The 21,505-nt window shown below is 66.0% G+C and carries 22 protein-coding genes; 15 read left to right on the forward strand and 7 right to left on the reverse strand.

The window, feature by feature from the left end; genetic code table 11:
- Positions 1 to 1,113: a helix-turn-helix transcriptional regulator gene (locus tag AQZ49_RS12925; protein WP_067616288.1), complete on the reverse strand. Its 1,113-nt coding sequence runs from the start codon at positions 1,111 to 1,113 to the stop codon at positions 1 to 3.
- Between the two features lie 115 nt (positions 1,114 to 1,228).
- On the opposite strand from AQZ49_RS12925, the gene cysD reads away from it, so the two are divergent.
- The 10 genes from cysD to AQZ49_RS12975 all read left to right on the forward strand — a co-directional run bounded on the left by cysD (position 1,229) and on the right by AQZ49_RS12975 (position 11,061).
- A complete protein-coding gene (cysD, locus tag AQZ49_RS12930; RefSeq protein WP_067616290.1) occupies positions 1,229 to 2,140 on the forward strand; it encodes a sulfate adenylyltransferase subunit CysD in 912 nt (303 codons plus the stop codon).
- The gene (gene cysN, locus AQZ49_RS12935) at positions 2,140 to 4,077 is read left to right on the forward strand and encodes a sulfate adenylyltransferase subunit CysN (RefSeq protein ID WP_067616292.1); all 1,938 of its coding nucleotides are present in this window, start codon (positions 2,140 to 2,142) and stop codon (positions 4,075 to 4,077) included. Before cysD ends, cysN begins: the two co-directional genes overlap by 1 nt.
- Before the next feature lie 14 nt (positions 4,078 to 4,091).
- A complete protein-coding gene (locus tag AQZ49_RS12940) occupies positions 4,092 to 4,841 on the forward strand; it encodes a 3'(2'),5'-bisphosphate nucleotidase CysQ (RefSeq protein WP_067616640.1) in 750 nt (249 codons plus the stop codon).
- Between the two features lie 83 nt (positions 4,842 to 4,924).
- The gene (locus AQZ49_RS12945; protein WP_156428292.1) at positions 4,925 to 5,428 is read left to right on the forward strand and encodes a hypothetical protein; all 504 of its coding nucleotides are present in this window, start codon (positions 4,925 to 4,927) and stop codon (positions 5,426 to 5,428) included.
- An 86-nt stretch (positions 5,429 to 5,514) separates the two neighbouring features.
- A complete protein-coding gene (gene rpoZ / locus AQZ49_RS12950; protein WP_067616295.1) occupies positions 5,515 to 5,859 on the forward strand; it encodes a DNA-directed RNA polymerase subunit omega in 345 nt (114 codons plus the stop codon).
- Positions 5,860 to 5,968: 109 nt separating this feature from the next.
- Positions 5,969 to 8,515, forward strand: a complete 2,547-nt coding sequence (locus tag AQZ49_RS12955) for a helicase-related protein (protein ID WP_067616297.1) — start codon at positions 5,969 to 5,971, stop codon at positions 8,513 to 8,515.
- Positions 8,515 to 8,850, forward strand: coding sequence for an RNA-binding S4 domain-containing protein (locus tag AQZ49_RS12960; RefSeq protein ID WP_067616299.1), 336 nt, complete (start codon positions 8,515 to 8,517; stop codon positions 8,848 to 8,850). Before AQZ49_RS12955 ends, AQZ49_RS12960 begins: the two co-directional genes overlap by 1 nt.
- Positions 8,851 to 8,920: 70 nt before the next feature.
- The gene (gene fdxA, locus AQZ49_RS12965) at positions 8,921 to 9,259 is read left to right on the forward strand and encodes a ferredoxin FdxA (RefSeq protein ID WP_067616301.1); all 339 of its coding nucleotides are present in this window, start codon (positions 8,921 to 8,923) and stop codon (positions 9,257 to 9,259) included.
- A gap of 409 nt (positions 9,260 to 9,668) precedes the next feature.
- Complete coding sequence (locus tag AQZ49_RS12970) at positions 9,669 to 10,193, forward strand: CarD family transcriptional regulator (RefSeq protein ID WP_067616303.1); 525 nt, start codon at positions 9,669 to 9,671, stop codon at positions 10,191 to 10,193.
- 133 nt (positions 10,194 to 10,326) lie between these two features.
- A complete protein-coding gene (locus AQZ49_RS12975; RefSeq protein ID WP_082701761.1) occupies positions 10,327 to 11,061 on the forward strand; it encodes a GIN domain-containing protein in 735 nt (244 codons plus the stop codon).
- A 3-nt stretch (positions 11,062 to 11,064) separates the two neighbouring features.
- Here the strand turns inward: AQZ49_RS12975 and AQZ49_RS12980 are convergent, their stop codons facing one another.
- Positions 11,065 to 12,021, reverse strand: coding sequence for an L-threonylcarbamoyladenylate synthase (locus AQZ49_RS12980; RefSeq protein ID WP_067616305.1), 957 nt, complete (start codon positions 12,019 to 12,021; stop codon positions 11,065 to 11,067).
- A 49-nt stretch (positions 12,022 to 12,070) separates the two neighbouring features.
- On the opposite strand from AQZ49_RS12980, the gene AQZ49_RS12985 reads away from it, so the two are divergent.
- Positions 12,071 to 13,792 carry an acyl-CoA dehydrogenase family protein gene (locus AQZ49_RS12985; RefSeq protein ID WP_067616307.1) on the forward strand — a complete coding sequence of 574 codons (1,722 nt, stop codon included), beginning with the start codon at positions 12,071 to 12,073 and terminating at the stop codon, positions 13,790 to 13,792.
- 9 nt (positions 13,793 to 13,801) lie between these two features.
- A complete protein-coding gene (locus AQZ49_RS12990) occupies positions 13,802 to 14,629 on the forward strand; it encodes a DUF815 domain-containing protein (protein WP_067616308.1) in 828 nt (275 codons plus the stop codon).
- On the opposite strand, the gene AQZ49_RS12995 is transcribed toward AQZ49_RS12990, so the two are convergent.
- Together AQZ49_RS12995 and AQZ49_RS13000 are read right to left on the reverse strand one after the other, a co-directional pair.
- Complete coding sequence (locus tag AQZ49_RS12995; protein WP_067616310.1) at positions 14,561 to 15,805, reverse strand: pyridoxal phosphate-dependent aminotransferase; 1,245 nt, start codon at positions 15,803 to 15,805, stop codon at positions 14,561 to 14,563. The two genes, AQZ49_RS12990 and AQZ49_RS12995, sit on opposite strands and share 69 nt — an antisense overlap.
- 28 nt (positions 15,806 to 15,833) lie before the next feature.
- Complete coding sequence (locus AQZ49_RS13000) at positions 15,834 to 17,294, reverse strand: PQQ-dependent sugar dehydrogenase (RefSeq protein ID WP_156428293.1); 1,461 nt, start codon at positions 17,292 to 17,294, stop codon at positions 15,834 to 15,836.
- Positions 17,295 to 17,367: 73 nt separating this feature from the next.
- Here AQZ49_RS13000 and AQZ49_RS13005 point away from each other — a divergent pair, with 73 nt between their 5' ends.
- Both AQZ49_RS13005 and AQZ49_RS13010 read left to right on the forward strand, forming a co-directional pair.
- The gene (locus AQZ49_RS13005; RefSeq protein ID WP_067616312.1) at positions 17,368 to 17,859 is read left to right on the forward strand and encodes a GAF domain-containing protein; all 492 of its coding nucleotides are present in this window, start codon (positions 17,368 to 17,370) and stop codon (positions 17,857 to 17,859) included.
- 124 nt (positions 17,860 to 17,983) lie between these two features.
- On the forward strand, positions 17,984 to 18,535 hold the full coding sequence (locus tag AQZ49_RS13010) for a hypothetical protein (protein WP_067616314.1): 552 nt from the start codon (positions 17,984 to 17,986) through the stop codon (positions 18,533 to 18,535).
- On the opposite strand, the gene AQZ49_RS13015 is transcribed toward AQZ49_RS13010, so the two are convergent.
- Both AQZ49_RS13015 and AQZ49_RS22315 read right to left on the reverse strand, forming a co-directional pair.
- Positions 18,532 to 19,431, reverse strand: a complete 900-nt coding sequence (locus AQZ49_RS13015; RefSeq protein ID WP_231739219.1) for an EamA family transporter — start codon at positions 19,429 to 19,431, stop codon at positions 18,532 to 18,534. The two genes, AQZ49_RS13010 and AQZ49_RS13015, sit on opposite strands and share 4 nt — an antisense overlap.
- An 11-nt stretch (positions 19,432 to 19,442) precedes the next feature.
- Positions 19,443 to 19,595 (reverse strand): hypothetical protein, encoded by a 153-nt coding sequence (locus AQZ49_RS22315; RefSeq protein ID WP_156428294.1) that lies wholly within the window; start codon positions 19,593 to 19,595, stop codon positions 19,443 to 19,445.
- 129 nt (positions 19,596 to 19,724) lie between these two features.
- Between AQZ49_RS22315 and AQZ49_RS13020 the strand changes: the two genes are divergently transcribed.
- Positions 19,725 to 20,210 carry an Lrp/AsnC family transcriptional regulator gene (locus tag AQZ49_RS13020; RefSeq protein WP_067616316.1) on the forward strand — a complete coding sequence of 162 codons (486 nt, stop codon included), beginning with the start codon at positions 19,725 to 19,727 and terminating at the stop codon, positions 20,208 to 20,210.
- 48 nt (positions 20,211 to 20,258) lie between these two features.
- On the opposite strand, the gene AQZ49_RS13025 is transcribed toward AQZ49_RS13020, so the two are convergent.
- Positions 20,259 to 21,413: an acyl-CoA dehydrogenase family protein gene (locus AQZ49_RS13025; protein WP_067616318.1), complete on the reverse strand. Its 1,155-nt coding sequence runs from the start codon at positions 21,411 to 21,413 to the stop codon at positions 20,259 to 20,261.
- Positions 21,414 to 21,505 lie beyond the last annotated feature (92 nt).

Consider the following 21,505-nt stretch of genomic DNA (forward strand, 5'->3'; position numbering starts at 1 on the left):
TCAGCCGAATGGGGCAAGGCCGGTCAGCACGATCCTGACCAGATCGGCCTGCCCACGCGCGCCGGTCTTGGCATAGATCCGCTTTGAATAGTTGCGCGCCGTCTCGACCGTCAGGTGCAGGCGCGCGCCTGCCTCGCCCAGCGATTCGCCCAGCGACAGCGCGTGCGCCAGCGCCGCCTCGTTGGCGGACAGGCCGTGGCGCGCGGCCAGGATGCGGATTGCCGCGCGCGCCGGTTCGCGCAAGGCCTGTCGCACCACGCCGATCACCGCCGGGTGCGCACCGGGTTCGGCCAGCATCAGGTCCGACCGCCGCAGCAACAGATCGCTGTCGCGCGTGTCATCGATCCGCACCACCTGGGGCGAGGCCGCGGGATCGGCGGCAAGCATGGCGCACACCGCCTCCAGCCGCCGCGCCGCATCGGCACGCAGATGCAGCCGCCGCCCCGGCCGGCCGCCCGGTTCGGGCACCAGCGTCAGCATGCGTTCGGCCACCGGATCGGCGGCCATCACCCGACCCTCGCCATCGAACGCCAGTTGCCCCACCCCCAGCCGACCCAGCGCGGCGGTGGCCAGCGCGGTCTGCAACCGCTGGTCGATCAGCGCCGCCAGCGTGCGCAGCGCGGCGGCCAGGTGCACCGCCACCGCATCGAGCAGCGCCACCGCCGCGCCGCTGAAATCCTCGCGCTCGCGCACCAGCACCAGCCAGGCATCCGCCGCGCCGCCCGCCGAAACGCGCAGCCAGCGCCCATAACGGATGCCCATCTGCGCCAATGCCGCGCGCTGCACCGCCAGTTGCGCGCGATCGTCGTAGTCGAGCATTTCATCCAGCGCATAGATCCGCCCCGGCCGGAGCGCGCCATAGGGATGCAGGCGCAAGGCTTCGAGACGGCGAAAATCGATCGGATCTTCCTGCGCGGCGCGCGGCGCGGCAACATGGATCACCGAAGGCGCCTGATCGGGCGCCGCATTGGCCAGGGTGATGATCATGAACGCGCGGCGCGCCACCATCCGCGCCACCAGATTGCGCAGGAACACGCCCCATGGTGGGCTTTCGTGAATCCCCTCGATCAGGGGCAGGAACAGCTCGCGATGATCGGCGGACAGAACGGCCATGGCGCCGGGGTGGCATGGCCCGGAAGCACGCGTCAAGCATTTTGCTCCCATATGGGAGGTTCAGGTCTGCAAGGCGCAGCCGATCTGGCCGAGACCCCTTTTGACCGCAGGCATCATGACCGACCGACCCACGCTGACCCACCTTGCCCGGCTAGAGGCCGAAGCGATCCACATCATGCGCGAGGTTGTCGCCGAGGCGCAGAACCCGGTGATGCTCTATTCGGTGGGCAAGGACAGCGCGGTCATGCTGCATCTGGCGCGGCTGGCGTTCTATCCCAGCCCGCCGCCGTTTCCGCTGCTGCATGTCGATACCACCTGGAAATTCCGCGCGATGTACGATCTGCGCGATCGCATGGCGCGCGAAAGCGGGATGGATCTGCTGGTCTATCAAAACCCCGAAGCCGCCGCACGCGGGATCAACCCGTTCGACCACGGCGCGCTGCACACCGACATGTGGAAGACCGAAGGGTTGAAGCAGGCGCTCGACAAATGGGGGTTCGACGCGGCGTTCGGCGGCGCGCGCCGCGACGAGGAGAAATCGCGCGCCAAGGAGCGGATCTTCTCGTTCCGCACCGCCAGTCACGGGTGGGACCCCAAGAACCAGCGCCCCGAGCTGTGGAACCTGTACAACGCGCGCAAGGCCAAGGGCGAATCGATCCGCGTGTTCCCGATCTCGAACTGGACCGAGCTGGATATCTGGCAATATATCCATCTCAACCACGTGCCGATCGTGCCGCTCTATTTCGCCGAGGAACGCCCGACGGTCGAACGCGACGGCATGCTGCTGATGGTCGATGACGATCGTTTTCCGCTGCGCCCCGGCGAAGTGCCGCAGATGCGCTCGATCCGCTTTCGCACGCTGGGCTGCTATCCGCTGACCGGCGCGGTTGAAAGCACCGCACAGACTTTGCCAGAGGTGATCCAGGAGACCTTGCTGACCACCACCAGCGAACGTCAGGGCCGCGCGATCGACAAGGATGCGGGCGGCGCGGGGATGGAAGTTAAAAAGCAGCAGGGGTATTTCTGATGACCGATCCGATCCCCCCCGCAGGCCCGGTCTATGTCGTTGACGAACTGATCGCGGCCGACATCGATGCCTATCTCGACGTGCATCAGCACAAGACGATGCTGCGCTTCATCACCTGCGGCAGCGTGGACGACGGCAAATCGACGCTGATCGGGCGGCTGCTCTATGATTCGAAGATGATCTTCGAAGACCAGCTTGCCGCGCTCGAAGCCGATTCGCGGCGAGTCGGCACACAGGGCCAGGCGATCGATTTCGCGTTGCTGGTCGATGGTCTGGCCGCCGAGCGCGAACAGGGCATCACTATCGATGTCGCCTATCGCTTCTTCAACACCGAAAAGCGCAAATTCATCGTCGCCGATTGTCCGGGCCACGAACAGTACACGCGCAACATGATCACCGGCGCCTCGACCGCCGATCTGGCGGTGATCTTGGTCGACGCGCGCAAGGGCGTGCTGGTGCAGACCCGGCGCCATTCCTATCTGTGCCACCTGATCGGCATCAGGAACATCGTTCTGGCCGTCAACAAGATGGATCTGGTCGACTATGATCAGGCCCGGTTCGACGCCATCGTGCACGACTATACCGCGTTTGCGCGCTCGATCGGGATTGACCAGTTCACCGCGCTGCCGATTTCGGGCTTTGCCGGCGACAATGTCACCACGCTGTCGGACCGCACCCCGTGGTATCGCGGGCCGACGCTGATCGACCATCTCGAAAGCGTCGACGTCAATGCCGAGATCGACCGCGAGCGGCCGTTTCGCCTGCCGGTCCAATGGGTCAACCGGCCCAATCTCGATTTCCGGGGCTTTGCCGGGCTGATCGCCAGCGGCGCGCTGCGCCCCGGCGATGCCATCCGCGTGCTGCCCTCGGGCAAGACCAGCACGGTGTCGCGTATCGTGACGCAGGGCGGCGATCTGGCCGAAGCGGTGGCCGGGCAATCGGTGACGCTGTGCCTGGCCGATGAAATCGACTGTTCGCGCGGCGATGTGATCGCGCCCGCCGATCACCCCCCGCAAGTGGCCGACCAGTTCGAAACGACGCTGGTCTGGCTGAACGACGAAGCGCTGATACCGGGCCGCGCCTACTGGCTGAAGCTGGCGACGCAGACCGTGTCGGCCACCGTGCAGCCGCCCAAATATGTGGTGAACGTCAACACCATGGAACACATGGCGGCCAAGACGCTCGATCTCAATGCGATCGGCGTGGTCGAACTGACCACCGACAAACCGGTCGTGTTCGAGGCCTATGCCGACAACCGCACGTTGGGCGGCTTTATCCTGATCGACAAGATCACCAATGCCACGGTGGCGGCCGGCATGCTGCATTTCGCGTTGCGCCGCGCGCAGAATGTCCACTGGCAGGCGCTCGACGTCACGCGTGAGGCGCGCGCCGCGCTCAACGGCCAGACTGCGCATGTGCTGTGGTTCACCGGCCTGTCGGGATCGGGCAAATCGACCATTGCCAACCTGGTCGAGAAAAAACTGCATGCCATGGGCAAGCACACCTTCCTGCTCGACGGTGACAATGTCCGCCACGGGCTGAACAAGGATCTGGGCTTTACCGAGGCGGACCGCATCGAAAACATCCGCCGCGTGGGCGAAGTCGCGCGGCTGATGACCGATGCCGGGCTGATCGTGATCACTGCCTTCATCAGCCCGTTCCGCGCCGAACGCGACATGGTGCGCGCGATGATGGCGCCGGGCGAATTTGTCGAAGTGTTCATCGACACCCCGCTCGAAGAAGCCGAGCGGCGCGACGTGAAGGGCCTCTACAAAAAGGCGCGCGCCGGCACGTTGAAGAACTTCACCGGCATCGATAGCCCCTATGAAGCGCCCGAACGGCCCGAAATCCGGGTCGACACGACGCGCGAAGCCGCCGAAGATGCCGCCGAACGCATCGTCGACCGCATCCTGGGCCACTGGATGCCAACGATCTGATGGAAAGCGCCCCGATGACTGACAAAGCGCTGACCGATGCCGCGCTCGCCGCGCACCTGGCCGAAGCGGCGGGCCGCCTGCTGCTGTGCGTGCGCGATTGCGACGTGTTGCGCGACAAGGCGCTGGGCAGCGCCGGCGATGCCACCGCCAACCAGTTTCTGTGCCATGCCTTGCGTGCCGCCCGGCCCGCCGATGCGTTGTTGTCGGAAGAGGAAAAGGACAATCTCGACCGCCTGACCCATGCGCGGGTGTGGATTGTCGATCCGGTCGATGGCACGCGCGAATATGGCGAGGCGCGCGCCGACTGGGCCGTCCATGTCGGGCTGGCGATCGATGGCGTAGCGACAGTGGGCGCGGTGGCGCTGCCCGGCGCCGGGCTGGTCCTGCGCAGCGATCAACCGACCCCCGTGCCCCCGGCACCCGCGCGGCTGCGCATGGTGGTCAGCCGCACCCGCCCCGCCAAAGAGGCGTTGGCGGTAGCGCAGGCCCTCGATGCCGAATTGCTGCCGATGGGTAGCGCCGGGGCCAAGGCGATGGCGGTGGTGCTGGGGCAGGCCGATATCTATCTGCACACCGGTGGGCAGTATGAATGGGATTCGTGCGCCCCAGTGGCGGTGGCGCTGGCACACGGGTTGCACGCCAGCCGCGTCGATGGCTCGGCGCTGGTCTACAACCGGCGCGATACCTATATGCCCGATTTGCTGATCTGCCGAAAGGAGCACGCCGCGCTGGTGCTCGAAACACTGGCGCAGGCCGCCCTATAGGTTCATTGCGGAGCGGCCTGCGCTGTGCGCCGCATCAGGCCGACGATACCCCGGAACCCGGACCCAGACTGACCGGGGGCTTTATGATGGATCTGCTGTGGTACGCGCTCGATCGCGCGGCACCCGCACTGCACACGCTCGTCGCGCTCTATGGCAAAGTGCCGACGGGGGCGACGACAATCGCGCTGCTGGTCGCGTTGTGGTACGTCGGGCGGCGGCTGGCCTTCTTCGTGATCACCTTGCCGGGGCTGGCGGCGGGCTGGGCGTTGGGCGTCTGGCTGTGGTATGTTCACGGCTGGCATCCCCTGCTGTGCATCGGTGCGGGGCTGACCCTATCGGCGGTGATATTCCAGATTCTGGCGAATTTCCTCTATGTGCGGATGGCCATCGCGGTGGTCGTGTGGCCGCTGGCGGTCGTGGCGATCTGGCATCTGGCGGCGGGCGCGCTCGATACGCTGTGGGCGCTGGCGATCACCTGGGTCGGCGCGATGACGGCGGGATCGTTGCTGCGCCGACTGGTCAACACCGAAAACCACGATCTCTATGTCTGGGTGACCGACCTGATCGACGACATCCGGGGCGACTGATCACGCGAATCCTTGACTCTGGGGGCACAGCGCCCTAGTGGCCCGCTCTTGCCCTTCCCTCCCGGTCAGATTTACGGAGTGCCCTGATGGCGCGCGTTACCGTCGAAGATTGCGTCGACAAGGTTCCCAACCGTTTCGATCTCGTGCTGCTGGCGGCCGAACGCGCTCGCGCGATTTCGGGCGGCGCCGAACTGACGATCGATCGCGATCGTGACAAGAACCCCGTGGTCGCCCTGCGCGAAATCGCCGACGAAACCGTGCGGCCTTCGGTGCTCAAGGAAAACGTGATCCAGTCGCTGCAGCGCGTGCTGCCCGATGATGACGATCAGGTCGACGAGATCGGCTCGCTGTCGCAATCGGCCGAAGCGCTGCGGATCACCGCCGCCGCACCGGTGCGCAACACCTCGCTGGGCGCCGATTACGACGGCTGAGCCCGTCGCAACGCCTGCCACCGATTGCCCGAAATTTTTTCGCCGGCGCCGGGGATAATGCCCCGGCGTCGGCTTGCGCTTGGGCGGCGCGCGCGCCACATTTCGACGCATGGCCAGCAAGCAGTCATGGCTCGGTGACCGGACCGCCGACGGGCGCGGCGCAGTGCGTGCCGTGCTGGGGCCGACCAACACCGGCAAGACCCATCTCGCCATCGAACGGCTCTGCGCGCATTCCTCGGGCGCCATCGGCTTTCCGCTGCGGCTGCTGGCGCGTGAGGTCTATGACCGGGTGGTGGCGATCAAGGGCGCCGACCGGGTTGCCCTGATCACCGGCGAAGAACGCATCGAGCCGAAGAATGCGCGCTGGCTGCTGTGCACCGCCGAAGCCATGCCGCACCGCCCCGATCTGGCCTTCGTCGGCATCGACGAGGCGCAACTGTCGGCCGATCCCGAACGCGGCCATGTGTTCACCGACCGCCTGCTGCACACGCGCGGTCGCGAAGAGACCATGATCCTGGGCTCGGCCACGCTAGAACCGATGATCCGCGCGCTGGTGCCCGAGGCCGAAGTGATCAGCCGCCCGCGCTTTTCGACGCTCAGCCATGTCGGCGCCAAAAAACTGTCGCGCATTCCGCCGCGCAGCGCGATCGTCGCGTTCAGCGCCGAACAGGTCTATGCCATGGCCGAAATGCTGCGGCGGTTTCGCGGCGGCGCGGCGGTGGTGATGGGCGCGTTGTCACCACAGACCCGCAATGCCCAGGTGGCGATGTATCAGGCCGGCGAAGTCGATTATCTGGTCGCCACCGATGCGATCGGCATGGGGCTCAATCTCGATGTCCACCATGTCGCGTTTGCCGGGCTGACCAAGTACGACGGCCATCGCCAGCGGCGGCTGACCACGGCGGAAATGGCGCAGATCGCGGGTCGCGCCGGGCGGCACCAGCGCGATGGCACGTTCGGCACGCTGGCCGGGCTGGGCGCGCACAGTGCCGAATTTGCCGACGATGAAGTCTATGCCATCGAGGAACACCGGTTTGCCCCGCTGACCCGCCTGTTCTGGCGCGAGGCCGATGTGCGGTTTGCCTCGCTCGACACGCTGATCGCGGACCTGACCAGCCCGCCGCCCCGGCCCCAACTGGCCAGCCCCCCCGAGGCGATCGACCTGTCGGTGTTGCGCCTGTTGGCGGGCGACGGCGATGTGGCGGGCACCGTGCGCGGCGAGACGGCGGTGCGGCGGTTCTGGCAAGTGTGCTGCCTGCCCGATTTTCGCCAGCAGGGGGCCGAAACCCACGCGCGGTTCGTTGCGCGGCTGTGGCAGGATCTGGCGCGCGGCTATCTCGGCGCCGATTATGTCGCCCAGGCGATTGCCCAGCTCGACAATCCGGCGGGCGATATCCACACGCTGCAAGGCCGGATCGCGGCGATCCGCAGTTGGGCCTATATTGCGCAGCGGCCCGATTGGGTGATCGCGCGCGAGGAAATGGCGGCACGCGCACGCGGGGTCGAAACGCGGTTGTCCGACGCGCTGCACGCGCGGCTGACCGAACGCTTCGTCAATCGCCGCACCACCGTGCTGATGCGCAAGGCGGGCAACGATGCCGGCCTGTTGCCGGTGCGGCTGTCGGATGCGGGCGCGGTGATCGTCGATGACGAACCGATCGGGCACCTGACCGGATTTCGTTTCGTGGTCGATCCGCTGGCGCGCGCATCCGATCGCAAGTTGCTTCTGGCCGCCGCCGAACGCCATTTGCCCGGCCTGCTGGCACGCCGTGCGGGCGCGCTGATTGCCGCGGCGGCAGGGCCCGATGGCCTGGCGCTGGATGAAGCAGGGATCGCCTGGGACCACACCGTGGTGGCCCGGCTGGAACCGGGCCGCACCCTGCTGGAGCCGCGCTTGCGGATCGATCCCGCACTCGACCGGCTGGCCCCGGCCTTGCGCGACAGCGTACGCGACGCCATCGCTGGATGGTTTGCGGCACGGCTGGATCGCGCGCTGACGCCGCTGCGACGGTTGGCCAGTGCGGGCGAAGCACCCGAATCCGGGCCCGATCTGCGTGCGCTGCTGTTGCGCATAGTCGATGGCGGCGGAGTGCTCTCGCGCGAGGGATCGGGGCTCGACCGGCTCGATACGCGCCAGCGCGAGGCCTTGCGGCGGCTGGGGGTGCGTATCGGTGGGCTGGATCTGTTTGTTCCGGCGGCGTTGCGTCCCGATGCGGTCCGACTGTGGCTGCGGCTGGCGGTGCTGCGCGGCATCGCGGCGGGTGCGCCGCCCGCCACAATGCCACCGACGGTTGCCGGGCGCGATCCGCCGGTCGGCTATCGCCGGGTTGGCCGCGAAGCGCTGCGGGTCGATCTGGCCGACAAGCTGTTGCAGGAGGCGCATCGGCGGCGGCTCGGGATTGGCGGGCGGCGGGTGTTTCTCGATCCTTCGCGCGCGCGCTCGATGGGGCTGTCGACCGCCGGCTATGCGGCGCTGTTGCGCGCCGGAGGCTTTCGCGTGGCGATGCCGCGCGCCTTGCCCGAAGGGGCGATGGGCCCGCTTGCCCCGCCGCTGTGGGACTGGCGCCCGCCTCGCCCGGCCGCGCCCGCGCCGCCCGAACAGACCGCACGGGCCGCTTCGGGCGCATTTGCCGCGCTGGCCGGATTGTTGCGCTGATGGTGGCGGCCGCCCCTGCCAGCGGGATCCGCATCGACAAGCTGTTGTGGTTCCTGCGCCTGGCAGGAACCCGCGCGCTGGCCCAGGAATGGGCGGGCACGGGGCATATCCGGCTGAACGGACGCCGCATCGAGCGCGCCAGCGCCACCGTGCGCACGGGCGATCTGCTGGTGCTGCCGCTCTATGGCGGAGTGCGCGTGATCGAGGTGCTGGCGATCCCGCAGCGGCGGGGCCCGGCGCCCGAGGCACAGGCGTGCTATCGCCTGATCGAATCGTCGGGGCAGAACACGGCGGAAAGCCCGCCCGTGCACGGTGCGATGATGGGTCGGGCTTGACGGGCCCCCCCCGACCCCTCTAGCACGCACAAAACCGACCAGACCAAAGATCCGAGGAACAAGCGCCACCATGACCTATGTCGTCACCGAAGCCTGCATCAAGTGCAAGTTCATGGACTGCGTTGAGGTCTGCCCCGTCGATTGCTTCTACGAGGGCGAAAACATGCTGGTGATCAATCCCAGCGAATGCATCGATTGCGGCGTGTGCGAACCCGAATGCCCGGCCGAAGCGATCCTGCCCGACACGGAAAGTGGTCTGGAACAATGGCTTGAACTGAATGCCAAGTTTTCCGCCGACTGGCCCAACATCACCGTGCGCCGTGATCCACCGGCCGACGCCGACGAACACAAAGGCGAAACGGGCAAGTTCGACAAGTACTTCTCGGCAGAGCCCGGCGAAGGCGACTGAGCCCGTCGCACGGCCTCTCGCCAAGCGGGGCCGTGGCCTGAAAACGAACCGGATTTTGCCTCCCGCGCCCTCTGGCGCCGGGAAATGCGCGGTTTTGGGCGCGTCCAAGTGATCACAGCACTGGAAATTTTGTTACAGACTTGCTATATGGGTGTCCGAGCGCCGGATTCTTCAAGTTTCGTCCGGCGTGTTGCAACACAAATCAGGCAGGACAGACGGCAAACGGATCGCTGGGTTTCGCTGGACCGCGCGTAAGTCGGTCGTTTGCCGGACCTCTTCCCCAAAGGGCCCGGGATATCACACTCGCCAACGCCAATGCGCGCTGCCAGGTTCCTATCCTGGCACAGGCACTGACGACGGCTCCAGTCTCCGCACCCGTCATTGTCCCGCCGCGTCGAAAGGATATGCAATGGCAGCCAAGGCTCTTGCCTTCGATGTTGGGGATTATGTCGTTTATCCAAAGCATGGTGTCGGCCGCGTGGTCGAACTGCAGAACGAAGAAATCGCGGGGATGAAGCTGCAGCTTTATGTGCTGCGTTTCGAAAAAGAGCGCATGACCTTGCGCGTACCGGTCAACAAGGTCGAAGCGATCGGCATGCGCAAGCTGTCGTCGGACAAGACCCTGCGCGAGGCGCTCGACACGCTGAAGGGCAAGCCCAAGGTCAAGCGCACGATGTGGTCGCGTCGCGCGCAGGAATACGAAGCGAAGATCAATTCGGGCGATCTGGTGTCGATTGCCGAAGTGACGCGCGACTTGTTCCGCGCCGATGATCAGCCGGAACAGTCCTATTCCGAACGGCAGATCTTTGAAGCAGCCTCTTCGCGCCTGGCGCGCGAACTGGCCGCGATGGAAAAGACCGACGAGCCCGCCGCGCTCAAGAAGATCCTCGCGATCCTCAACGAGCATGCGCCAAAGTACTACGAAACCGCCTGAATCCGGGTCTGACCCGATCTGGCAGCGGAGCGTGATGCTCCAGGCGGGCCGCCGGTTTTCCGGCGGCCCGCTTGCGTTGGGGGGGCGGCTGCCCTAACCTGTCGCCCTTCCCAACTTGGCAACAGGGCGGCTCATGATCCGTTTGCTTTCTGCCTCTCGCCTGCTCCTTGCCGCCTCCGCCACGCTGGGACTCGCCGCTTGCGACGACCCGGTGGTGTCGATCGAAGGGCACACCGGCGTACCGCTCGCCAAACTCGCGGTTTCGGGAAACCCGATCAGCCAGGTGACGCTGCTGGGGTCCGATACCGTCCGGATCGTGCGCGGTGGCACGCCCGGCATCCAGGTTTCGGGCGATCCGCGCGCGGTCGACGCGCTGCGGTTCGTGCTGACCGATGGCAAACTGGGCGTCGGGCGCAAGCCGGATGCCGATGTCGGCGGTGGCACCGCAACCGTGACGATCACCACGCCTTCGGTCGATCATCTGATCATGGCCGGATCGGGCACGATTTCGAGCGAACGCCTGGACGGTCCGACGGTCGGCGTAACGATCGGCGGCGCGGGCAAGGTCGAGGTGGGTGCAATCACCGCAGGTCAGCTCGATGTCGAAGTGCTGGGATCGGGCGCGTTTACCGGCGGCGGCCATGCCGACAAACTGGCGTTGACGCTGGCGGGCACCGGCGATGCCGATCTTTCCCGATTGACCGCAGGGCGGGCGCAGATCGACGTGGCCGGCACCGGCACCGGCAGCCTGTCCAGCGATGGCAAAGTCACCGGATCGGTCGTCGGCACCGGCACGGTCACCGTGCATGGCAAGGCGCAATGCAAAGTCAGCGTGACCGGCACCGGCAGCGTGGCCTGCCAGCCATGATTTTCAAGCCGCAGCGCGGCGCAGCCGGTCGTTGATGGCTTCGCCGATGGCGTGATCGGGCACCGGCGCAATCGCCGCGCGCGGCTGCGCCGAGGCCGCGGCGGCATGAAGGCAGGCATAGAGCCGCGCCGCCGCCTCGGCCAGATCACCCGCGGCCGACAGCGTGACATCGCCGGGCACTGCCCCAAATCCGATCATGAATTCGTCGGCCGCAGGCGCCGCCGCGTTCAGCCTGACCGGTTTGCCCGGCGCATAGTGGCTGGCCAGTTGCCCCGGCGCCTCGATCCCCGTGCCTGTCGGAACTTCGTTTTCCGCACCGAGCAATGCGGCGATCTGATCCCGCGCGATCGGCCCCGGGCGCAACACCGCCCACCGGCCGGCCCCACGCGGGGCGACGATGGTTGACTCGATCCCGCGCGCGCATGTGCCGCCATCGAGGATCAGATCGATCCGCCCCCGCAGCGAGGCGGCAACATGCGCCGCGTCGGTCGGGCTGACCGCGCCGCTGCGGTTGGCCGAGGGCGCCGCCAGCGGCAGACCGGCGGCAGCGATCAGCGCGCGCATCACCGGATGCGCGGGGCAGCGCAGCGCCACGGTCGGCAACCCCGCCGACACCGCTGCGCACAACCTGGCCTCGGCGCGGCGTGGCAACACCAGCGTGAGCGGGCCCGGCCAGAACGCGGCGGCCAGCGCCCGTGCCGGCGCATCAAAATCGGCAATCGTCTCGGCCTGCGCCAGATCGGCGACATGGACGATCAATGGGTTGAAATCGGGGCGCCCTTTGGCGCGGTAGATCGCCGCCACCGCCAGATCATCATCGGCGCGCGCGGCCAGGCCATAGACCGTCTCGGTTGGCACCGCGACGGTGCCCCCGGCGCGGATCACCGCCGCCGCCTGCGCCACCGCAGGGCCCAGCGTTTCCCCTTCGGCCGACAGGCACTTGGTCTTTGTCCCGGACATCGCGTTTCGCTATACGCGGCGCCAGAGGCTTGCCAAGGAAAACTGCACGATGACTTTTGCCGCTCCCACCGCCGATCAGGTTCTTGCCATCCGGGTCAATGCCGGGATCGATGTGCTGGCACAGAGCGAACGATTTGCCGCCGCCACACCCGATCTGGTCGAGGCGATTGTCGAGGGCATCGGCCAGTTTGCCGCAGGCGACTGGGCGCCGCTCAACCGCACCGGCGATACGCAGGGTGCGCATTGGGACAAGGGCCAGGTGCATTTGCCCGACGGCTTTGCCCAGGCCTATCGCAGCTTTGTCGAACAGGGCTGGAACAGCGTGGCCGGTCCGGTTGCGCATGGCGGGCAGGGACTGCCGTTCACGCTGGCGACGAGTGTGCTCGAAACGCTGGGCGCCGCCAACATGGGCTTTACCCTGTTGCCGATGCTGACCGTGGGCGCGATCGAGGCAATCGATCACCACGGCAGCGAAGCGCAGAAGGCGACGTATCTGGCCAAGCTGGTGTCGGGCGAATGGTCGGGCACGATGAACCTGACCGAGCCGCAGGCCGGGTCTGACGTCGGCGCGCTGCGTACCGCCGCCACCCCGATCGAGGCGGGCGAGCACGCCGGCAAATACCTGATCAAGGGCACCAAGATCTTCATCACCTGGGGCGAACACGATCTGGCCGACAATATCATCCACCTCGTGCTGGCGCGCACCCCCGGCGCGCCTGCGGGTTCGCGCGGCATCTCGCTGTTCATCGTACCCAAATTCCATGTCGGCGCCGATGGCACCCCCGGCGCGCGCAACGACGTGCGCTGCGCCTCGATCGAACACAAGCTGGGGATCAATGCCTCGCCGACGTGCGTCATGGTGTTTGGCGACAACGATGCCTGCGTGGGCGAGCTGATCGGGCCGGTTGGCGGGGGCCTGCGCGCGATGTTCACGATGATGAATTCGGCGCGCATCAATGTCGGCAGCCAGGGCGTGCAGATTGCCGAAGCTGCGCTGCAACAGGCGCGCGCCTATGCGCGCGACCGCATACAGTCCGCCCGCGCCAGCAGCACCGACAAGACCCCGGTGGCAATTGTCGAACATCCCGACGTGCGCCGCATGCTGCTGCGCATGCGCGCCATGACCGAAGCGGCACGCGCCCTGCTCTATTACACCGCCGGGCAAGTGGATCGCGGCACGCTGGGCGATGGTGCGGCACAGGCCCGTGCCGAAGCGCTGGTGCCGCTGCTCAAGGCGTGGGGCACCGATGTCGGGTGCGAAGTGGCCAGCCTTGGCATCCAGATCCACGGCGGCATGGGCTTCATCGAGGAAACCGGCGCGGCGCAGTTCTATCGCGATGCGCGGATCGCCCCGATCTATGAAGGCACCAACGGCATCCAGGCCGCCGATTTCGTCACCCGCAAGCTCGGCCTCGAAAACGGCGCGGTGGTCCAGGCGCTGTTGAGCGATATTCTGGCCGATTGCGCGGAAAGCCCCGAACTTGCCGCGCTGGTCCGCGATGCGCAGGCGGTGGCAAGCTGGATGGCCAGCGGCGATGCCAGTCTGGACGACAAGCTGGCCGGATCGGTGCCGTTCACCACGATGTGCGCGGTGGCGGTGGCCGGGTGGCAACTGGTGCGTCAGGTCCACGCCACCGGGTCGGAGGAAAAGGCCGCCATCACGCGCTTTTTCAACCGCACGATCGCGCCCGAGGCACGCGGGCTGGGCGCCGCCGCGATGGCCGGGGCGGGTCTGATCTATGAACTCGACACCGCGGCGCTGGTGGGCTGACGCACGATCATGACCGATTCCAACGATGTCTTGCGCCGGATCGCCGACGCACTCGACCGCATTGCCCCGCCTGTCCCGGTGCCGACCGACTGGCTGTTGCACCCCGCCTATGTCTGGCAGGGCACACAGGCCCATGCCGTGCCGGTCTTGCAGGCCCCGGCGCTTGACCTGATCAAGGGTGTCGATGCGCAAAAGGCCGCCGTGGTGGGCAATGTCGAACGTCTGGCCGCCGGGGCCTCGGCGCATGACATGCTGCTGTGGGGATCGCGCGGCATGGGCAAATCGGCACTGACGCGCGCCGCCGTGGCCGCGGCCGCCACCGCGCATCCGGGCCGGATCGCGTTGGTACAGGCAGTTGCCGATGCCGGGCTGGCCACGCTGTTCGCTACGCTGCGCGGGATCGATCGCAACTATCTGGTGTTCATCGACGACCTTGGGTTTGACGACGGCGACAGCGAAGGCCCGCGCAAGCTGCGCTCCTGGCTCGAAGGCGGGGTTGAGGCGCGGCCCGCCAATGTGCGGCTGGCCGTCACGTCGAACCGCCGCGCGATTGTCGAACGCCACATGCGCGAACAGGACGATCCGATCAATCCACGCGATGCGGTCGATGACCAGTTGGCATTGGCTGACCGGTTCGGGCTGAGCCTTGGCTTTCACGCCTGTTCGCAGGACGATTATCTGGCGATCATCACCGGCTATGCCGCGCATTACGCGCTGGATTTCGATCCCGCCGATGCACTCGAATGGTCCAAACGGCGTGGCGCGCGATCAGGCCGCGTTGCCTGGCACTATGTCACCGAACTGGCCGGGCGCGCCGGGCGTGCACTGCAAGGATAGTGCAAACCCGCCGATCCGCTCACACGCGGCCTGCAGCACATCCTTATCGTGGACCAACCCGATGCGGATGTGCCCAGCCGCCTGATCGCCAAACGCCTCGCCCGCCAGCACGACAATGCCGGTCTGTTCGAACAGCCGCGCGGCAAAGTCCCCGGCGGTGATCCCGCACGGGCGGATATCGACCATCACGAACATTCCGGCGCGGGGGATGATCGCGCGCAAGGCCGCGGTCCGGTGCAAGGTGGCGATCACCACATCGGCGCGATCGGCATAGGCGCGCGCCATGTCCGCCGCAAACCGGGTCCCTTCGCGCAGCGCGGTGCACGCGGCATCCTGGATGAATTCGGGCCCACCATAGAGCATGACAATATTGAGCCTGGCCGCATGCGCGCCGAATGCCGCCGGACCGATCGACCAGCCCAGCCGCCACCCGCTCATCGCGTGCGATTTCGACAGGCTGCTGACCACCACGGTACGTTCGGCCATGCCGGGCAGCGATGCCAGCGTAAACGGCACGGGATGGCCAGGGTAATGCAGCGCGCGATAGACTTCATCCACGATCACCCACAGATCGTGCGCGATGGCGATTTCGGCAATGGCGCGCCAGATCGCCTCGGGGATCACCGCGCCGGTCGGATTGTTGGGATCGTTGACCAGAATTGCACGCGTGCGAGGCGTGATCGCGGCGGCAATCGCATCGGGACACGGCAGAAAGTCATCTTCCGACCGTGTCGGCACGACCACCGGCTGTGCCCCGCAGACCCCCAGCGTGTCACGATAGGTGACATAGACCGGGTCGAAGATCACCACTTCATCACCCGGATCCAGCAGCGTCAGACACGTGGCAAACAGCGCGTTTTGCGCCCCGGCCAGCACCGTCACCTGATCGGGCAGCACCGGCGCCCCGATCCTGGCCGCATACTCGTCGGCCAGCAGACGGCGCAGCGCGGTGGTGCCCGACATCTCGGTATAATGCGTATGCCCGGCATTCAGGCTGGCAATCGCCGCATCGGTGATCACGCGCGGCGTGTCGAAGTCGGAATCACCGACCGACAGCAGCAGATAGGCATCGGGCGCGGCTTCGCCCGCCGCCATCCGCCGCACCGCCTCGTAATGCAGATCCCATGCGCGCGATCCCGTGCTGCGGATGCGATCGGTCAGCGCTGCAAATTTCAAGCCCCGGTCCTTTGCGGCGTGGTGCGCGTTATTGCTGTTTGGTCAGGTCCGAAGTGTCATCGCGCTTGACGGTGAAATGGTCGGGCATCTTGGGTTCGGGCGGCGCCTCGTGCGTGGGCATGGCCACGATTGCGGGCGCCGGCTTTGCGCCCGGCGCAACCACGCGCCAGATCACCCCGCCAACGTCGTCGCTGACCAGCAGCGCGCCATCACGGGCAAAGGTGACCCACACCGGCCGGCCATGCGCGCGATCCTGCTTGTCGAGAAACCCGGTCAGCACCGGCACCGGTGTGGTGGGCGACACATTGCCGAAATCGTCGAACGGCACGAACACCACGTCATATCCGGCCAGCGGTTTGCGGTTCCACGACCCATGGCGGGCGACCAGCGCCCCGCTCGAAAAACGCGGCCCCAGCAAGTTGCCACCGCGCGCAAACGTCAGCCCCAGCGGCGCGACATGGACACCCAGGCCATATTCGGGCTTTTTGACATAATCTACCATGTCCTGCGGCATCTGCGACTGCACGCGCCAGTCGCCAAATTTCTTCCAGTAGAGCCACGGCCAGCCATATTGCGCGCCCAGCGGCACCGAGGTCAGGTAATCGGGCACGAGGTCCGATCCCAGCATGTCGCGTTCGTTGACCACGGTCCACAATTCGCCGGTGCGCGGGTTCCAGTCCATGCCATTGGGATTGCGCATGCCACCGGCAAATTCGCGCGACGAATGCTTGGTGAAATCATATTCGTCAATCGCCGCACGACCGGCTTCGCGTGCCATGCCATCGTCGGCAATGTTGGTGGCCGACCCGATCGAGACATAGAGCCGGTTGCCATCGGCGCTGAGCAGCAGGTTGCGCGCCCAGTGGTTGCCCCCGCCCGGCAAGTCCATCAGCTTTTCCGGCTTGCCCACCAGACTGGTCTGGCCGGGCTGAAACGGCCACGACACCACCGCATCGGTGTTGGCGACATAGAGCCGCCCGGCGCGCCAGACCATGCCGAACGGCGAATTGAGCCCCGGATTGGTCATCACGAACCGTTGATCGGCGTGCCCGGTGCCCTTGCTGTCGCGCAGCACCACAATCGAATTGGGCGAGGCTTCGCCCGCGCCGGCGGCGCTGAACAACCATTTGGCGACAAATCCGCTTATCCCGTGTTGCCCGCGATCGGCCGGGGCATTGGTCTGCGCGGCCAGCACATCGCCATTGGGCAGCAGATAGAGCGTGCGCGGATGCTGCAAGCCATCGGCAAAGCGCGACACCGCCAGCCCCGGCGCGGCCACGGGTGATTCGCCCGCCTGCCAGCCCACCGGTTTGGCAATGCCGATGGTCGGAAACGTCTGCGGCCGGGGATCGGTTATCTTTGGATGCGGACCGGTGGTTTCGGCCAAAGGCACTTGCGCCTGATCGCCCTGCATCAGCCAGACGATCCCGCCGCCCGCCACCAGCACCACGGCACCGAGGCCAACGAGTGTCTTTTTGAAGGTGTTCATGGCGGCAAATCTAGGCCGCGCCACGCGATCCCGCAATGGTCATCGCCGCATGATTGGCTTATGGGTCGCTGTCATGTTTGACTTTTCCCCCACAGCGCCGCTCGACAAACCCGAACTCTATCGCGAACTGGTCGGCAGTGCCCGCGCGCTGATCGATGGCGAGCCCGATGGCATCGCCAATATGGCCAACCTGGCCGCGCTGATCTGGACTTTTATGCCCGATCTGAACTGGGCCGGGTTTTACCGCCTGGTCCCCGGCACCCCCGACGAACTGGTGCTGGGGCCATTCATCGGCAAACCGGCCTGCATCCGCATCGCGCTGGGCAGCGGGGTCTGCGGTACCGCCGCCGCCACCCGCACCACGCAAGTGGTTGCCGATGTCCACGCGTTTCCGGGCCATATCGCTTGCGACGCCGACAGCCGTTCGGAACTGGTCGTGCCGGTGATGCGCGAAGGCGTGGTGATCGCGGTGATCGATCTCGACAGCCCTCTGCCCGCGCGCTTCGATGCAGCAGACGCCCGGGGGATCGAGGCGCTGGCGCAGGCGATCGCCGCGCATATCTGAAAATCTGCGCCGAAACGGGACAGCGGCGGTTGGTCGCTTGGGACTGGCCGGTTTGAATGGTAAATTCCGGGTTAACGGGTGCCCTGCGGCTTGCGCAGGCGCGCCTTTGGCCGGGGATTTGTCGATGCCATCGTTTGCAATGTGGACTCGTCTGGCGCTGATTGCGCTATCATCGTGCGCGCTGGGCGGCGTGGCGCAGGCCGATGCACCGGCCGGCAGCGCGGTGCCACCGGGGTGGGTGTGGCAGGGCGTGTGGCAGAATGGCCAATGGAACGGGCAATGGATTCCCGGCCCCGGCATCACGCCGGGCGCGCCGATGCCCGGTGGCGATCCCGCGCTGATGCGCCTGGCCGAACGGTGCCATGATGATCGCGAAGACCGTCACCGGCGCGAGCATGATTGCGCGGTGTTCTTCCACGATCACCCCGAATTTGCACAGGGCTATCCCGCCGGGGCACAGCCTTATCCCCCGGCGCCGGTCGGGCCGATGCCCTACCCCGCCATGGCCTATGCCCCGGTCGGCTATGTGATGGTGCCGGTGATCACCACCGCGCCGCAGCAGCAGCCTTGTGTGGAAACGAAAACGGTGACCACCACTTATATCATCGAAAAGCACCGCCACGTGGTCTGGACCAGGCCGCGCCGCAAGGAAAAGCGGGTCTATACTGGCAGTTAGAGAGAATCGTCGGGGACGGCGCGCGCAGTATCCTCCCCACCGCTCCACAGCACGGAACCGGCCCCGGCGCCAATCACGCAGGCGATCGCCAGCCATTGCCGGGCGCTGAGCACTTCATTCAGCAGCACCATGCCGCCAAGGGCCCCCACCGCCGGTTCCACCGCGACCAGCACGCCAAAGGTGCGGCGCGCAATCCCGCGCAACGCAATGCGTTCGAGCGAATAGGGCAAGGCCCCCGACACCATCGCCGCGATCAGCCCAAGCCCCATCAGCCGGGGATCGAGCAGCCGCAGCCCCGCGCGCGCGATACCAAACGGGGCAATCACCAGCGCCGCCGTGGCCATTCCCACGGCCACCGCCTGCCCCGCGTGGACATGACTGCCACGCTGACCAAACACGATGTACAGCGCCCAGAACAGCGCCGCGAGCAAGGCGAAGGCAACCCCCTTGGCATCGAGCGCATGCGCCGACCCGGTGATCGGCAGCAACAGGCCCAGCCCGACGACTGCCAGGGCAATCCACACGAAATGCACCATGCGCCGCGAATGAAGTGTGGCCACCGACAAGGGACCGAGGAATTCGATCGCCATCGCCGGCCCCAACGGCAAAGTCGCCAGCGCCTTGTAGAATGACAGGTTCATCGCCCCGAGCGACACCCCGTAGAGCGCCATGTCCATCAATTCACGACGCGCCCACGCCCGGCGCCACGGCCGCCACATCGCCACGAGCACGATGGCGGAAAATCCGGCGCGGTAGAATGCCGTGCCCTCGGCGCCAACATCGCCGAACAGGCGTTTGGCAAATGACGTGCCGCCAATGAACAGCATCATCGCAGCCAGCAGCGCGGCATAGGGAATGATCCTCGCCGTGCGGGAGTGGCTTTGCGAAGGTGTCACCAGGTCTGGTCTCAGGCTGCGCGATCGGCGGGCAGGTTGCGCGTGGGTGCGGAATGCTTCCACGGGGCATCGTAATGGATTGCGACGCTTGCCTCAAACGCTTCGCGGGCAAGCACAAGCAGGCGGGCCGGAAATCCGGCCGAGCGCGGGATGCGGGTCATCATGATTCTCCTGTCGGGGCGCTGGGTAGCGCCCTCGCGATATGTATGCAGCGGTAATTAACCCGTGTTGCCGGACCAATGGCGCCGAATTTGGGTATATCTGCGACCATTTTTCGCGTTATATTCCGCAATATGCGAAAAAGGATCGATCTTGACGAATTTGACCGCCGCCTGATCGAAGAAGCGCGTCGCGACAACCAGCAACCCGCCCGCATCCTGGCCGACAAAGTCGGACTGTCGGTGTCGGCGGTGCTGCGCCGGCTGCGCCGCTTGCGCGAAGAAGGGGTGATCGTGGCCGACCGTGCGGTGATCGATCCCGCGCTGACGGGATCGGCACTGACGATGCACGTGCTGGTCAAGATGAAGCAGGCCGGGGCGCGGTCGATGGATACCTTTGCGCGGGCCATCGCCCAGCATCGCGAAGTGACGGCGGCGTGGGACGTGACCGGCGACGATGATTTTGTGCTGAAAGTGCAAGTCGGGTCGATGCAGGAATATGACCGCTTTACCCGGCGCGCGCTGGGCGAAGACCAGGGCGTCTATGCCTTCAAGACGCTGATCACCATCCGCACGATCGTCGAGGATGATGGCTGGCGCCGACCCTTGCTGCTGGATTGAGGCGGGGGCCTGTCACCCCCGCCCCAGACATCGATCAAAGCACATCGATCAAAGCTTGCGGCCAATCAGTTCTTTCATGATTTCATTGGTGCCGCCAAAAATGCGCGTGACGCGCGCGCCGCGCCAGGCACGGGCAATCGCATATTCGTTCATATAGCCCGCGCCGCCGTGCAGTTGCAGGCACTTGTCCATCACTTCCCATTGCAGTTCGGTGTGCCACAGCTTGGCCGCCGCGCCTTCCTCCGGGGTCAGTTCGCGCTTCAGATGCCGCGCCAGCGCCCAGTCCAGATGGGCCCAGCCCACTTGCAGCTTGGCCTTGAGATCGGCGAGCGTGAAACGGGTGTTCTGAAAATCAAGCACCGGCTTGCCGAACGCCTTGCGGTCGCGGGTAAAGGTGACGGTATCGTCGAACGCCCGCTGTGCCGAGGCCTGCGCGCTGACCGCGATCGACAGGCGTTCCTGCGGCAATTCGCTCATCAGATAGATGAAGCCCTTGCCCTCTTCGCCCAGGCAATTGGTGATCGGCACACGCACGTCGTTGAAGAACAGTTCCGACGTGTCGGCTTCGTCCTGGCCAATCTTGTCGAGATTTCGCCCGCGCTGGAACCCCTCGCGATTGGCTTCGACCAGCACGATCGACACGCCCTTCCACGCGGGTTGCACTTCGGTGTCGGTCTTGCAGCAGACCAGGATCAGATCGGCATTCTGGCCATTGGTGATATAGGTCTTTGACCCGTTGATCACATAATGGTTCCCGTCCTTCTTGGCCGTCGTGCGCATGCCCTGAAGGTCGGAGCCGGTGCCCGGCTCAGTCATGGCAATCGCGGTGACCACTTCGCCAGACACCATCTTGGGCAGCCAGTGGCGCTTTTGCTCTTCGGAACCATACGTCACCAGATAGTTGACGACGATATCCGATTGCAGCGAAAAGCCGGTGGCGACACGCCCGTAATAGGCACTTTCCTCATCGACGATCGCGTTATAGCCGAAATCAAGGCCAAGCCCGCCGTATTCCTCGGGCACCGTCGGGCACAGCATGCCCAGTTCCCCGGCTTTGGGCCAGATCGCCTTGGGCACGATCCCCTCTTCGGCCCATTTTGCGCCGTTGGGCTCGATTTCGTCTTGCAGGAAGCGGCGGACCGTGTGGCGAAACGCCTCGTGGTCTTCGTTGTAGGCGGAACGGGGAATGAGATCGAGCGACATGGGCAGGCTCTCCGGTTCTTGACATGTTTGCCCTTGGGTAAACCAGCCCGGAGAGTGCGGTCAATCAAAATTAATCGATCGATTAAGGTACT

The sequence above is a fragment of the Novosphingobium sp. FSW06-99 genome (assembly GCF_001519065.1).
Lineage (GTDB): Bacteria > Pseudomonadota > Alphaproteobacteria > Sphingomonadales > Sphingomonadaceae > Novosphingobium.